This is a genomic window from Pseudomonas sp. 58(2021) (genome assembly GCF_017491585.1).
Lineage (GTDB): Bacteria > Pseudomonadota > Gammaproteobacteria > Pseudomonadales > Pseudomonadaceae > Aquipseudomonas > Aquipseudomonas fluorescens_BT.
Map to the genome: position 1 here is coordinate 1 of NZ_JAFGYZ010000021.1, position 13,386 is coordinate 13,386.

The window sequence follows — 13,386 nt, forward strand, 5'->3', positions numbered from 1 at the left end:
GGCCATGCGCGCCGAAGACCTCGCCCGTAACCGCGAAGCCATCAAACGCGCCCTCGACTACTACCTCTGCCCCAACCCCACCAAGCCGCGCCCGAGCACGATGTACAGCGTCACTCCCAACGTCGATACCGAAAGCCTGTTGGCCAATGCCTGCGAATCGCTGGCCTCGGCCAGTACCATTGCCAGCAATTTCGCCAATGAGCTTTCCGGCCCGCAGCGTAGTACGGCGTTGGGCATTCAGCAGATCATCATGCTGGCCGAACTTGCTGTGAATCGAGCGCTGGATCGGGTTGATCCGCTGACGTGATCCGTTAGTCGAACAGTCCCCAAAAGGCACCGATCGTAGCCGTTTTGGGGCTCTTTAAAGTCCACGCGCGCAGGTATACTGCGCGCTTTCGCGGCTCGTCCATCGGGCCGGACTTTTTGCTTCGCGGAGCTTTCATGACTTCCCCAATCGACAACGCTGTGAGCGATGTCCCGGCAGAGCTGGCCGAGGCCGGTGAATCCAAGCCGACCATTCCTGCCTTCAAGTTCCCGTTCAAGCCAGGTGACCTTGCGGCTGCCAAAGCGGCGAAACTGCCGCAGTTCAAGGGCAAGGACGGTGATCGTCACGCCAAGATTCCGGGTGTGGCGCCGTCGGGCACGCGTCGTTCGATGGGCAAGCGCTGATTCCACCTCCCTCCTGCAGCCATCGTCTGTGATTTTCGGTCACAGTGATGGCTAATTGCTCAGTTCCTGAGCCAGATCAACGTTTAACCAGTGAGTGCGCTTAGAGTCAGCAGCCCTGCCGACTCTTTCCAATAAAACGAGCGCGCTTTCCATGAAGATCAATCTCCCGGTGACCGGGCGCAATGTTGATGTTGCGCCGGATGCGAACATTCTCTCGACCACCGATCTGACCAGCGCGATCACCTACGCCAACGACGATTTCATCAGGATCAGCGGTTACAGCCGCGACGAGCTGCTGGGCGCGCCGCACAACCTGTTGCGTCATCCGGACATGCCTGCGCAGGCGTTTGCCCATATGTGGCAGACGCTCAAGGGCGGGCGGTCGTGGATGGGGCTGGTGAAGAATCGTTGCAAGAACGGTGATCACTATTGGGTCAGTGCCTATGTCACCCCGGTCACGCAGAACGGTGCGGCGGTGGAGTTTCAGTCGGTGCGTACACGGCCGGATGCCCGGCAGATCACCGCAGCGGAGCGGGCGTATGCGCAGTTGCGCGAGGGGCGGATGGCGCGGTGGCAGCGGCTGCCGGCGCTGAGTTTGCGGGCGAAGATCATGGCGTTGACCAGTTCGGTGCTGGCGGTGGTGCTGGGGATTGAAGCCTGGCTGCGGCCGGAGTCTCTGGGCATCGAAGCCGCTGCGCTGTTGGTCGGCAGTGGCGCGTGTGCGCTCGGCGTGGGCTGGTTGTTGCGGCCACTGGAACGTCTGACCGAGCGTGCGCGGCTGATTGCCGACAACCCGTTGAGTCAGGGCATTTATACCGGGCGGCGGGATGAGTTCGGGCAGATCGAGTTTGCGTTGCAGATGCTCGAGGCCCAGGTCGGTGCGGTGGTCGGGCGGATCGGTGATGCGTCGCAACGGCTGGCCGGGCATGCGGCGCAGCTTGTGGATCATCTGCACAGCAGTCACACCAGCACGTTGGCACAGCAGGCGGAAACCGATCAGGTGGCGGCGGCGATTCATCAGATGGCGGCCAGTGTGGCCGAAGTCGCCAGCCATGCGCAGCAGGCGTCGGTGGCGGCCGATATGGCGGGAACGGAAACCCGTGAAGGGCATTTGTTGGTCGGCGAGAGTCGCAGTGCGGTGTTGCGGCTGGCCGAAGAGTTGGGGCGGGCGACCGAGGTCATCCATCAGCTCGAAGGCCACAGCAGCGAGATTTCCGGGGTGCTGGAGGTGATTCGCAGCATCGCCGAGCAGACCAATCTGCTGGCACTTAACGCGGCGATCGAAGCGGCGCGGGCCGGGGATGCCGGGCGTGGGTTTGCGGTGGTCGCCGATGAGGTGCGCGGTCTGGCCCAGCGTACTCAGCAGTCGACCAACGAGATTCAACGGATGATCAGCACCCTGCAAAACGGCGCGAGGGATGCGGTGCTGGTGATGCAGCAGAGCAGCGAGCATGTGGATAACAGCGTCGAACAGGCGCAGCGTGCGGCCCGGGCCTTGGACGGGATCAGCGGGCGGGTCGAGCAGATTACCGAGATGAGTCTGCAAATCGCTGCAGCCGTTGAAGAGCAGAGCGCGGTGAGTGAGGACATCAACCGCAACATCGTCAGTATTCGTACGGCCTGCGAACTGACGGTGGATGAGGGGCGCCAGAGCCAGCTCAACTCACAGGATGTGGCGGGGCTGGCGGGGGATTTGCGTTCGCTGGCGCGGGAGTTCTGGGGGCGGCGGCAGGGCGCTCAGGCCGCTCGCAACGATATGAACGCGTAGGTCTGCGGCGGTTCGGACACCACTTGTGCCCCGGCCGCCCGAACTTGCCCGGCAATGTCGTCACCGGAGACATGGAACAGCCATTCACTGGAAACTTCGCTCAATGGCTGCGCCGTGACCTGATCGATCACCGAGGCAAACGCGCCCATGTCTGGCAGGTACGCGGTAAACCCGTCGCCCTTGAGCGCGGTGGTGCGAATGCCGAGCAAGCCGCAAATCGCATCCTTGATCCGGATGTCATCGCGATCGGCCTGACGGGAGCGCTGGATCAGCGTCACCAGTTCCTGATCCACCAACTCACCGCCGACGATCAACTGCGGCCCTTGCTCCCAGGACTCTGGCGGGCAGTCCTTGGCGGCAGGGTTCAGTGGGATGTGCGGATTGATTTCGGCGGGATAGATGCGGCATACCAGCGGCCGACGTTCGTAGATACGGCACAGCTTGTCTTCGTCAAGATTCCGGCAGGGGCCGACGTTGTAGGCGGCAAAAGTGATCGCCACATGGGCGTCGGACATGCCGCTGCGCACTACCGCCGAACGGCGCTGCGCATGCTCGCGCTGCTGTTCCGGCAGACCCAGACCGTTGGCGAGAAACGCCTCCACCAGCACGATCACCTGACCGCCGTCGGCCGCCCACATGCGGGCTTCGGCGAGGGTCAGGGGCACATGGTGATCGGTGCAGCATTTGCCGCAACCTACGCAGGAAAAGGTCGTATTCATTGAGCGGGCAATCTTCAATCAGGGTGTGAATCGGCGACATAAAGCCGCCGTACAGGTCCGGAGTGAAGCAAGTTGTGCGCCATTCGCTCAGGGCTTGGCGTTCGGGCGGATCGAGTCCCATTCGGTGACGTACGCGGTTTTCGATTTCTTGTTGTACAGGCACAACTCGGTGCCTTGCTGGCCTTTCATGTGTTTTTGCGGGTACTGGCCTTGCAGCAATAGCGCGGTATAGCCGACCCGGTCATCGAATTGCGCGGCGTTGCCGACCGGTTTTGCACCTTTCAGGCCACTGGCCCTGGTGCAACTGGCGAGTACGTTTTTGTCGTAGGCCGCCCAGGCGTCGGGGCTGGAGGCGTGGGCCAATGGGGCGATGAGGCAAAGCACGGAGAGGGCGAGGCGTTTCATGGTTCGGGCATCCTTGGAGGGGTGATCGCCAAGGTTGGAGTATGCCGCAGGATTTTAGTTTGTCAGTCCGGCACCCATTCCCGGCGAACCACGTACATTCCAGACCTTTCGTACAAGCGTTGCGCTCGCTGATTGCTCTCCAGCACCTTCAGGTCGACAAACCCTTCACGTCGATCCCGAAACGCCGTGAACGCATGAAGCAGCAACGCCCGACCCAATCCACGACCCTGGGCGCGAGGGTGCACCACCAGATTCTTGATGTAGGAACTGGTCCAGCATTGCGCCACGCCAATGACGCCTTCGGCATCACTGGCGATGAAACACAGTGCCGGATCGTATTCCGGATCGTTTTCAAACTGCTGTTGCCAGACGTCCAGCGCCGGCACCCGACCGCCGCCTTCGCGGTAACCGATTTGCATCAGTTCATGCACGGCGGGTGCGCGTTCGGCGCTGTAGGTCGTGAGTTCGATGCCGTTCGGCCATTCGATGGCCGGCACGTCCTGGCTCAGGTCGCGCCGCATCAGAAAGCAGAACGTCTCGCTCAAGGCTCAGTAGCCCTGGGCGGCGACGTGTTTGGCCGCTTCGATCAGGCAGTGGGTCAGCTCGGGCGAGGAGAACTTGGTCAACACGCCGTTGGCGCCGGCGAGGCGGGCCTTTTCGCTGTTCATCGCGCTGTCCAGCGAGGTGTGCAGCAGTACGTAGAGGTGGGCGAAGTCCGGGGTCTCGCGCAGGGTACGGGTGAAGGCGTAGCCGTCCATCTCGGACATTTCGATGTCGGAGACGATCAGGTTGATCTGCTGCGCCGTACCTTGCAGGTCCAGCAGGCAGTCGATGGCTTCCTTGGCGCTGCGAGCGGTGTGGCATTGCAGGCCGAGGTTGCGCAGGGTGTGCACCGATTGCTGCAGCGCCACCTGGCTGTCGTCGACCACCAGGATCCGTGCGTTGCCCAGCACTTCGGCGTCTTCCATGCTCAGCTCGGTCGGGGCCATTTCGATCTGCGCCGGGGCGATGCCGTGGATGACTTTTTCGATGTCCAGCACCTGCACCAGCGTGCCGTCCACCGAAGTCACGCCGGTAATGTAGGCGCGGGAGCCGCCGGAACCGAACGGCGGCGGTTTGATGTCGGTGGTCAGGCAATGCACGATCTTGCTCACCGCCTGCACATGCAGGCCCTGTTTCGAACGGCTGACGTCGGTGACGATCAGGCAGCCGCCGTTCGGGTCCTCCAGCGGACGCTCACCGATGGCGCGGCTCAGGTCGATCACCGACAGCGAAGCGCCGCGCAGAGTGGCGATGCCTTTGACGTGCGGGTGCGACTCCGGCAGCTTGGTCAGCGGCGGGCAGGGGATGATTTCACTGACTTTCAGCAGGTTGATCGCCATCAGCTTGCCGCTGCGCAAGGTAAACAGCAGAAGCGAAAGTGAATCTGCGCGGGCTTTGTTGGAAGACATAAAAACCTTCTGTGGAGAAAGGTGGTGGGCGAAGGTGGAAATCGCCAGAAACTATTGATGCCGGGTTATCGGCGTCAAAGGGGTGGGCTTTAGGTTAGTTGTCGGGTGGCGTCGAGATCCAGAGCCCCTCACCCCAGCCCTCTCCCGGAGGGAGAGGGGGCCGACCGAGGTGTCTGGCGTCTGACATCGACCTGAACCACCGAGTCGATTATGGATTCAACAATGCACTTTCAGGTCGGTGTAGCTCTGAATCATCCCCCAATCGGCTCCCTCTCCCTCCGGGAGAGGGCTGGGCGGGCGGCGTTCCGATGAGGGTGCTTTTGATCTTGAATAAGCATTTCAGCTTTTCATCCCCAACCGCTTCGCCATCCGCCCCAGATTCGCTCGATCCAGCCCCAGTTCACGCGCAGCACTGGCCCAGTTGTCCCGGTTACGCTCAAGCGCTGCGCTGATCAACTGCCGCTGATACTGCTCGGTGGCTGCACGCAGGTCGCCGCTGATCAATGGCAGAGCGGCAGTCGCTTCGGACGGCACCGACGAGTTATCTACAACCTCGCGCGGCAGATCGAGGTCCATCGCGCTCAAGCTGAGAATCTTCGGGCGCACCTTGCAGTTGCCCAGCGCTTTGAGTGCGCTGCGCCCGATCAGGTGTTCCAGTTCCCGCACGTTGCCCGGCCAGGTGTAGGTCAGCAGCGCTTCCTGGGCGTCGCTGTTCAGGCGCAGGCTGTTGAGGCCCATGCGTGAGCGGTTCTGTTCCAGAAAATAGCCGCTGAGCAGCAACACATCGCGACCCCGGTCACGCAGCGCCGGCACCCGCAACGGGTAGACGCTGAGGCGATGGTAAAAGTCGGCGCGGTAGCGGCCGCTGCGCACTTCTTCGGCCAGGTCGCGGTTGGTCGCCGCGATCAGGCGCACGTCGACCTGATGCTCCTTGTCCGAACCCAGACGCTGCAACTGACCACTCTGCAACACCCGCAACAGCTTGGCCTGGACGGTCAGCGACAACTCGCCGACTTCATCGAGAAACAGCGTTCCGCCATTGGCCAGTTCGAATTTGCCGCGTCGATCGCTGGTAGCGCCAGTGAAGGCGCCGCGCACGTGGCCGAACAGTTCGCTTTCCACCAGCGTGTCCGGCAGGGCCGCGCAGTTGAGGCTGATGATCGGTTTGTCGGCGCGTTTGGAAGCGGCGTGAATGGCCTGGGCCACCAGTTCCTTGCCGACCCCGGTTTCCCCGGTGATCAGCACGGTCAGGTCGCTGCCGCCGACCAGATTGATCTCTTCCACCAGCCGCTTGTGGGCCTTGCTCTGGCCGATCATTTCGCGATGCTGCTGGCCGCTGGCCTGACGATAAACCTCGGCGCGCTGATGTTCGTCTTCAGCGCGAGTCGCCAGACGTTCGATGCGTTCGGCGGCGTTGACCGTGGCCGAGGCGAGGCTGGCGAAGGCTTGCAGGGCATCGAGTTCGATCGGTTCGAAGCGCTCCGGATCGAGTGCGTCGAGGGTGATCAGGCCCCAGAGCTTTTCATCGACGAACAACGGACAGCCGAGGCAGTCGTGAACTTCCAGATGATCGTCGAGGCCGTCGACCAATCCGTCATAAGGATCGGGCAATTCACAGTCGGCGGCGAAACGGGTCGGCCCGGCGCCTGCCAACAGGACTTCGAAACGCGGATGTTCGTTCACTTTGAAGCGCCGGCCGAGGGTGTCGGTGCTCAAACCGTCCACGGCCAGCGGCACCAGCCATTCACCGTCGAGGCGCAGCAGGGCGGCGGCATCGCAGGGCAGCAGGGCGCGCATGGCTTCGAGCAGGCGTCGATAGCGCTCGCCTTCAGGCAGTTCACGGGACAGGTCCGAGACCAGTGGGAGCAGGGCGGTGAGCAATGATTTGGCGGACATGGACTTGTAGTCAAAGAGACACGTTGTAGTCGAAGCGACTATAGAGGGGCTTGTGTCGATCTGACTACACAATTTTCAAACTATTGATTTATATGGAAAAAATAGTTGGCATGAATACTGGAGTGAACAAGGCACTTTTAGAGAAAGCTCAGGAGTCACCCTTATGCTTAGCGTCCAGGATCGTGCCATCGTCAAGTCCACCGTGCCTCTGCTGGAAAGCGGCGGTGAAGCGCTGATCACCCATTTCTACCGGATGATGCTCTCCGAGTACCCACAAGTCCGCCCGCTGTTCAACCAGGCCCACCAGGCCAGCGGTGACCAGCCCCGCGCCCTGGCCAACGGCGTGTTGATGTACGCCCGCCACATCGATCAACTCGACCAGTTGGGCGACCTGGTGGCGAAGATCATCAACAAGCACGTGGCATTGCAGATTCTGCCAGAGCACTACCCGATCGTCGGCACCTGCCTGCTGCGCGCCATCTCCGAAGTGCTGGGCGATGAAATTGCCACGCCTGAAGTGATGAGCGCCTGGGGCGCGGCCTACGGTCAATTGGCCGAGATCCTGATCGGCGCCGAAACCGCCATTTATGACCAGAAAGAACAAGCCGTCGGCGGCTGGCGCGGGGCGCGGGAGTTCATCGTCGCGGCCAGGGTCGAGGAGAGTGCGGAAATCATTTCGTTCTACTTCGAGCCAGCAGACAAGGGCCCGATCCTCGCCGCCGAGCCCGGTCAGTACATCGGCATGAAGCTGATCCTCGACGGCGAAGAAATCCGCCGCAACTATTCGCTGTCGGCCCTGGCCAACAAAGGCCAGTACCGCATCAGCGTCAAGCGTGAACCGGGCGGCCGTGCCTCCAATCACCTGCACGATCAACTGCACGTCGGTTCCAGCATTCAGCTGTTTCCGCCATCGGGCGAGTTCACTCTGGCTGCCAGCGACAAACCGCTGGTGCTGATCAGCGGCGGCGTCGGCATCACTCCGACCCTGGCGATGCTGGAAGCGGCACTGCAAACCGAGCGTCCGGTGCACTTCATTCACTGCGCGCGCAATGGCAGCGTGCATGCGTTCCGTGACTGGATCGACGGTCTGGCCGAGCGTCATCCGCAGCTCAAGCGCTTCTATTGCTACGCCGAAGATGACGGCGTGAGCCCAGCGGCGGACAAGGTCGGCCTGCTGAGCCAGGAGCAATTGGGCGAGTGGTTGCCGGCGCAGCGTGATGTGGACGCCTATTTCCTCGGTCCGAAAGGCTTCATGGGGGCAATCAAGCGTTATCTGAAGGCGCTGGGCGTGCCGGAGAAGCAGAGCCGTTATGAGTTCTTCGGGCCGGCTGCTGCTCTGGAATAATCCGGAACCGGGTTGCCCTCATTCGCGAGCAGGCTCGCTCCCACAGGTTCGGCGTCGTTCACAGAATGTGTATACGACATCGATCCTTGTGGGAGCGGGCTTGCCCGCGATTGGCCGTTACGCGGTCCTGATTCTTAAATTCTGTTTAAAGGTTAATCGTTTCTTAACCGGTTTATCGTTTATTCCCCGATGCTGATGATAGGCGCTCGTTCGTTTACATGATTAGGATCGCCCCCATGTCGCACTTCACCTCTTCCCGTCGTTTCAGCCTGGCCACGTTGGGCCTGTCGGTTGCCTTGCTGTCCAGTCCGTTCGCCTTCGCCGAATCCGCCTTGATCGAACCCCAGACCCTGATCGTCGATCAGAGCCTGCCCAAGGCCCAGCGTGATGCGATGGAGCTGGCGGCGCGGCGTTACGGCAGTTTCTGGAACACGGGCGAAGAGGCGTTGGCCACCGCCGCCCTGTCGCCGCAGTTTGTCGACAAGACCCCGCCGGAAGGCCGGGTGCAAGGGCCGACCGGGCCGCTGCTGGCGTCGAAGTTCTTTCGCACGGCGGTGCCGGACCTGAGCTGCGAGATCGAACAAATGATCGTTGCCGGCGACCGCGTGGTGGTGCATCTGCACTTTCGCGGACATTTCACCGGTACGTTCAAGGCTCTCAAAGGGCAGGGCCAGCGTGTAGACTTCCGGGCAACCGATATCTATCAGATCGACAACGGTCGCATCGCGGCCAATTGGCATATCGAAGACAACATCAGCCTGATGGCGCAACTGCAAGCGCAGCCGCCGGCCAGCTGAACCATGGACATGAAAGGGAAACGCGATGAGCGAGGAAACGATTCGATTGGGGCGTGAGCGACGCTATCTGGTGTTGCTGGGCGTCATCTGTCTGGCACTGATCGGTGGCGCGCTGTACATGCAGGTCGTGCTGGGCGAGGCGCCATGCCCGCTGTGCATCCTGCAACGCTATGCATTGCTGTTGATCGCGCTGTTCGCGTTCATCGGCGCGGCCATGCGCACCCGCCGCAGCATCACCGTGTTCGAGGTGCTGGTGGTGATCTGTGCGATCGCCGGGGCCGGTGTCGCCGGGCATCACGTGTACACCCAGTTCTACCCGGCGGTGAGTTGCGGCATCGATGTGCTGCAGCCGATTGTCGATGATCTGCCGCTGGCGAAGATCTTCCCGCTGGGCTTCCAGGTCGATGGTTTCTGCTCGACGCCGTACCCGCCGATCCTCGGTCTGTCGCTGGCGCAGTGGGCACTCGTGGCCTTCGTGCTGGTGGTGATCCTGGTGCCGCTGTTGACCTCGCGCAACCGAAAAGCATTGCGTTGAATCAACTTTTCGGCCCCTGTGCCGATAACACAAACGCCTCGATTTGCAGTGACGCAAATCGGGGCGTTTTGCATTTCAGGGTCTTTGTGAAAACGTCGTGACGAACGGCAAGGGAGCGTGCGACAGGTGTGCGACATGTTGTCACACGCGCCATGTCGCAGTGCCTTTCGCGGGCCCGGATTGGACTGTTGTTACAAAAAAGGATTGGTCTGTTTCAGGGGTTTTCGGCTTTGGGACGCTTGTGCCGGAACAGGCAGTTTTAACAACCTGTGGCAATTGGCCAAAGCCCTTGGGTTATCGGGGTTTAAGCGCTTCACGGTGTCGGAAAAAGTCTTCGGAACTGTCTGATCCGAGTCAGGTACACCTACATTTTTTGGTGTTTTTGTTGAGAATCGATTTCGATAGCATGGGTCACTTTTGCAAAAACGGTGATGGATTGTTGCTCTGAGCGATAAAAATTATTTCGGGATAAGACATGGTGTATAGGGCGCTACCTATCTACAATCGCCCGCACTGAATTCCCGGCACTGTTCAACCTTTATAAGGAACTGAGCAGGAAGTCGGGTGTCGAGGGGCCGAAAGGCTTGCGAGACACCCAGGTGTCGGTGCCTTCCAACTTTCCGCACCAAATGGAATTGGTCTGTAACAAGGCCTTTGACCACGAATTCGAATAAGAACTGACCGCTGTCCCAGGATTTGTCGAGCGTCTGACGCGCGACGGGCGGCCCTTATTCAATCCAAAGAAAATGCCAACCCTTGGCAGGGTGAAGTGTTGGCGATCAAAACCCAACTGCATTGCGCAAGCTGCTTTAGAGGTCGTGAGATGAGTAAAAACAGGTACCCCAGATTACTAGGCCTAGTGCCGCTGCTCGGCACGTTGTTGCTGGGAGGCTGCAACATGACCTTGCTCAATCCAACGGGCCAGGTCGGCCTGGAACAGCGCAACCTGATCATCACCGCTACGCTGCTGATGCTGTTGGTCGTTGTGCCGGTCATCGTCATGACCTTCCTGTTCGCCTGGAAGTACCGCGCCTCGAACAAGAACGCCGTCTACACCCCGAAATGGTCGCACTCGACCAAGATCGAAGTGGCAGTCTGGACCATTCCGGTCCTGATCATCATTGCCCTGGGTTACATCACCTACAAGTCGACCCACTCGCTGGATCCGTATCGTCCGATCGAATCCGACGTCAAGCCTGTGACCATCGAAGTGGTCGCGCTGGACTGGAAGTGGCTGTTCATCTACCCGGAACAAGGCATCGCCACGGTCAACAAGATCGTATTCCCGGCGCACACCCCGGTTAACTTCCGGATCACTTCGGATGCGGTGATGAACTCGTTCTTCATCCCGGGCCTGGGCGGCCAGATCTATGCGATGGCGGGCATGACCACCAAGCTGCACCTGATCGCTGACCGCAACGCTGAAATGGACGGTATCTCCGCCAACTACAGCGGCGCTGGTTTCACCGGTATGAAATTCAAAGCGATCGCAACTTCTCAGGAAGATTTCGACGCCTGGGTAAGTGAAGTCAAAAAGGCACCTAAACAGCTTGAAGCCGCTGAATACGCAGCCCTTGCCAAGCCAAGCCAGAACAATCCAGTCGAGCTCTACTCCTCGGTCACGCCGAACCTGTTCCAGACCATCGTCGACAAGTACGAAGGCATGAAACCGGGCAAGCCGCTGAAGCACGAGAAGAAAGAGAAAGAAGTGGCGGCAACGGATATGGACTCGAATTCGCATTCAGCTGCCGGGGCAGAGGAGTAAACGATGTTTGGTAAATTAAGTTGGGAAGCGATCCCTTTCCACGAGCCGATCGTGATGGTCACCATCTCGATGATCGCGCTCGGTGGTCTGGCGTTGTTCGCTGCAATCACCTACTTCAAGAAGTGGACTTACTTGTGGACCGAGTGGCTGACGTCGGTCGACCACAAGAAAATCGGCGTGATGTACATCATCGTTGCCATGGTCATGCTGCTGCGTGGCTTTGCCGACGCCATCATGATGCGTACCCAGCTGGCCATGGCCACCGAGGGTTCGCCTGGCTACCTGCCACCTGAACACTATGACCAGATCTTCACCGCTCACGGTGTGATCATGATCATCTTCATGGCGATGCCATTCTTCACCGGCCTGATGAACCTTGCAGTGCCGCTGCAGATCGGCGCCCGTGACGTTGCGTTCCCGTTCCTGAACTCCCTGAGCTTCTGGCTGCTGGTGTCCGGCGTCGTGCTGATCAACCTGTCCCTGGGCGTCGGCGAATTCGCCAAGACCGGCTGGGTTGCCTATCCACCGCTGTCGGGTCTGCAATACAGCCCTGGCGTGGGGATGGACTACTACATCTGGGCGCTACAGCTATCGGGTCTGGGTACAACGTTAACCGGGGTCAACTTCCTCGCGACCGTGCTGAAAATGCGTACCCCTGGCATGAAACTGATGGACATGCCGATCTTCACCTGGACCTGCACCTGGGCAAACGTTCTGATCGTGGCTTCGTTCCCGATCCTGACCGCTACCCTGGCACTGCTGACCCTTGACCGTTACATGGATTTCCACATTTTCACCAATGAACTTGGTGGCAATCCAATGATGTACGTCAACCTGTTCTGGGCATGGGGCCACCCTGAGGTTTACATCCTGATCCTGCCGGCATTCGGCATTTTCTCGGAAGTCATCTCGGCCTTCACCGGCAAGAAACTGTTCGGCCATCACTCGATGATCTACGCTTCGGGCGCGATCTCGGTACTGGGCTTCATGGTTTGGCTGCACCACTTCTTCACCATGGGTTCGGGTGCCAGCGTCAACGCCTTCTTCGGTCTGGCGACGATGCTGATTTCCATCCCGACGGGTGTGAAACTGTTCAACTGGCTGTTCACCATCTACCAGGGCCGTCTGCGCTTCACCAGCCAGGTTCTGTGGACCCTGGGCTTCATGGTGACCTTCGCCATCGGCGGCATGACCGGCGTACTGCTGGCCATCCCGGGTGCTGACTTCGTTCTGCACAACAGCCTGTTCGTGATCGCGCACTTCCACAACGTGATCATCGGCGGCGCGGTATTCGGCTACATCGCAGGCTTCGGCTTCTACTTCCCGAAAGCGTTCGGCTTCAAGCTGCACGAAGGCTGGGGTAAAGCAGCGTTCTGGTTCTGGATCTCGGGCTTCTTCGTTGCGTTCATGCCGCTCTACGCTCTGGGCTTCATGGGCATGACCCGTCGTCTGAACGCCACCACCAACCCTGAGTGGGTACCGTACCTGTACGTTGCCATGTTCGGTGCGATCCTGATCGCTGTGGGTATCGCCTGCCAGCTGATCCAGCTGTATGTATCGGTACGTGACCGCAACAAACCGGAAAACATGTGCGAACACGGTGACCCGTGGAATGCCCATACCCTGGAATGGTCGACCTCGTCGCCACCTCCGTTCTACAACTTCGCTGTACTGCCAAAGGCTGACTGCATCGACCCGTTCACCGAAGCCAAGGAAAACGGTACTGCGTACCAGGCTCCGGCCAAGTACGAACCGATCCACATGCCGAACAACACCGCCACTGGCGTGGTGATGGGCGCACTGCTGACCGTGTTCGGTTTCGCGATGATCTGGCACATCTGGTGGTTGGCGATCGCCAGCCTGGCCGGCACTGTCATCTACTTCGTGATCCACGCTGCACGTGACGACCAGGGCTACATGGTTCCGGTTGAAACGATCGAGCGCATCGAAGCCGAGCAGCACAAGCGTCTGGTAGCGGCCGGGAAGATCCCTGCTTCCGCGACCCGTGTTGAAACCAAGTTGGAACAGGCTTAAAC

At 60.1% G+C, this 13,386-nt stretch carries 13 protein-coding genes and 1 pseudogene; 8 read left to right on the top strand and 6 right to left on the bottom strand.

Features of this window, described 5'->3' with window-relative positions; genetic code table 11:
• The 3 genes from J5M72_RS22085 to J5M72_RS22095 all read left to right on the top strand — a co-directional run.
• Positions 1-307: DUF6124 family protein (locus J5M72_RS22085; RefSeq protein WP_207867096.1), on the top strand; the 307-nt coding region annotated here is incomplete at its 5' end.
• 134 nt (positions 308-441) lie between these two features.
• Entirely contained in the window at positions 442-669 is a 228-nt protein-coding gene (locus J5M72_RS22090) for a hypothetical protein (protein WP_207867097.1), read from the top strand.
• Between the two features lie 151 nt (positions 670-820).
• Entirely contained in the window at positions 821-2,437 is a 1,617-nt protein-coding gene (locus J5M72_RS22095) for a PAS domain-containing methyl-accepting chemotaxis protein (RefSeq protein WP_207867098.1), read from the top strand.
• Here J5M72_RS22095 and J5M72_RS22100 read toward each other — a convergent pair.
• The 5 genes from J5M72_RS22100 to norR all read right to left on the bottom strand — a co-directional run bounded on the left by J5M72_RS22100 (position 2,407) and on the right by norR (position 6,908).
• A complete protein-coding gene (locus J5M72_RS22100) occupies positions 2,407-3,156 on the bottom strand; it encodes a YkgJ family cysteine cluster protein (protein WP_163976410.1) in 750 nt (249 codons plus the stop codon). The two genes, J5M72_RS22095 and J5M72_RS22100, sit on opposite strands and share 31 nt — an antisense overlap.
• 87 nt (positions 3,157-3,243) lie before the next feature.
• The gene (locus J5M72_RS22105; protein WP_207867099.1) at positions 3,244-3,561 is read right to left on the bottom strand and encodes a hypothetical protein; all 318 of its coding nucleotides are present in this window, start codon (positions 3,559-3,561) and stop codon (positions 3,244-3,246) included.
• Positions 3,562-3,623: 62 nt separating this feature from the next.
• On the bottom strand, positions 3,624-4,082 hold the full coding sequence (locus J5M72_RS22110; protein WP_207867151.1) for an N-acetyltransferase: 459 nt from the start codon (positions 4,080-4,082) through the stop codon (positions 3,624-3,626).
• Positions 4,083-4,109: 27 nt separating this feature from the next.
• Positions 4,110-5,012, bottom strand: coding sequence for a chemotaxis protein (locus J5M72_RS22115; RefSeq protein ID WP_169431840.1), 903 nt, complete (start codon positions 5,010-5,012; stop codon positions 4,110-4,112).
• Positions 5,013-5,351: 339 nt separating this feature from the next.
• A complete protein-coding gene (gene norR / locus J5M72_RS22120; protein WP_207867100.1) occupies positions 5,352-6,908 on the bottom strand; it encodes a nitric oxide reductase transcriptional regulator NorR in 1,557 nt (518 codons plus the stop codon).
• A 163-nt stretch (positions 6,909-7,071) separates the two neighbouring features.
• Here norR and hmpA point away from each other — a divergent pair, with 163 nt between their 5' ends.
• The 3 genes from hmpA to J5M72_RS22135 all read left to right on the top strand — a co-directional run bounded on the left by hmpA (position 7,072) and on the right by J5M72_RS22135 (position 9,585).
• Positions 7,072-8,253 (top strand): NO-inducible flavohemoprotein, encoded by a 1,182-nt coding sequence (gene hmpA, locus J5M72_RS22125; RefSeq protein WP_207867101.1) that lies wholly within the window; start codon positions 7,072-7,074, stop codon positions 8,251-8,253.
• A gap of 236 nt (positions 8,254-8,489) precedes the next feature.
• Complete coding sequence (locus J5M72_RS22130; RefSeq protein WP_207867102.1) at positions 8,490-9,050, top strand: ester cyclase; 561 nt, start codon at positions 8,490-8,492, stop codon at positions 9,048-9,050.
• Between the two features lie 25 nt (positions 9,051-9,075).
• Positions 9,076-9,585 (top strand): disulfide bond formation protein B, encoded by a 510-nt coding sequence (locus J5M72_RS22135; protein WP_065261343.1) that lies wholly within the window; start codon positions 9,076-9,078, stop codon positions 9,583-9,585.
• 494 nt (positions 9,586-10,079) lie between these two features.
• On the opposite strand, the pseudogene J5M72_RS29260 reads toward J5M72_RS22135, so the two are convergent.
• Positions 10,080-10,381: pseudogene (locus tag J5M72_RS29260) on the bottom strand (hypothetical protein).
• Between the two features lie 27 nt (positions 10,382-10,408).
• Between J5M72_RS29260 and cyoA the strand changes: the two are divergent.
• Positions 10,409-11,350 (top strand): ubiquinol oxidase subunit II, encoded by a 942-nt coding sequence (gene cyoA / locus J5M72_RS22140; protein ID WP_011335843.1) that lies wholly within the window; start codon positions 10,409-10,411, stop codon positions 11,348-11,350.
• 3 nt (positions 11,351-11,353) lie between these two features.
• Positions 11,354-13,384 carry a cytochrome o ubiquinol oxidase subunit I gene (cyoB, locus tag J5M72_RS22145; RefSeq protein ID WP_169431836.1) on the top strand — a complete coding sequence of 677 codons (2,031 nt, stop codon included), beginning with the start codon at positions 11,354-11,356 and terminating at the stop codon, positions 13,382-13,384.
• Positions 13,385-13,386: the final 2 nt, after the last annotated feature.